Annotated in this window: 2 pseudogenes; both read left to right on the plus strand. The window is 46.3% G+C overall.

The annotated features are described in order from the left end of the window. Positions 1–338, plus strand: a pseudogene (locus R7Q48_RS28515) (peptidoglycan-binding protein); the annotation flags it as partial. Then, positions 322–624, plus strand: a pseudogene (locus R7Q48_RS28520) (DNA-protecting protein DprA); the annotation flags it as partial. The pseudogenes R7Q48_RS28515 and R7Q48_RS28520, both read left to right, overlap by 17 nt.

Raw genomic sequence — 624 nt, forward strand, 5'->3', positions numbered from 1 at the left:
TGCTAGGCAATATCGAAGGTATTCGCTTTAGCTCAACCAACCAAGTCGTGGTGATTGATAAAGGGACGTCTGACAGTCTGAAACAAGGCAGTGTGTTTGATTTAAAAGAAGACGCGCATCCGGTTTACAAAGATGGCGATGAATTCAAGAAAGAGTTTGGTGTCCTCGATAAGAAAATAACCTTACCTCAAAGCAAAGTTGGTGAGTTGCTGGTCATTCGTCCTTATGAGTACTTTAGCTTGGCGTTGATCACAACCAGCACTAAACCCATCAATAAAGAGGTCTCTGTGGTTTCGCCTCTGACGCAAGAGTCGACCACCAATGAAACCACGCAATAACGACAGTGACCTTGCTGCCTGGCTTAAGCTGAGTTGCTTGCCAGGCATCGGTGGGGTCAAAATGAATAAGCTGCTCGCCAAAGATACGCCTCGCAATATCATCAGTTCCTCTTCTGAACAGCTCTATCAATTGGGTTTGACGAACAAACAGTTGCAAGCTTGGGCTTCGGCCGATAAAGAGGTCGATGCTTGTTTAACGTGGCTAGCCACTTCTACAAATCATCACATTCTGACGCTGGCCGATCCTTTATATCCCCCTTTACTCAAGCAAGTTGTCGCTCCGCCT

Source organism: Vibrio sp. 378 (genome assembly GCF_033339435.1).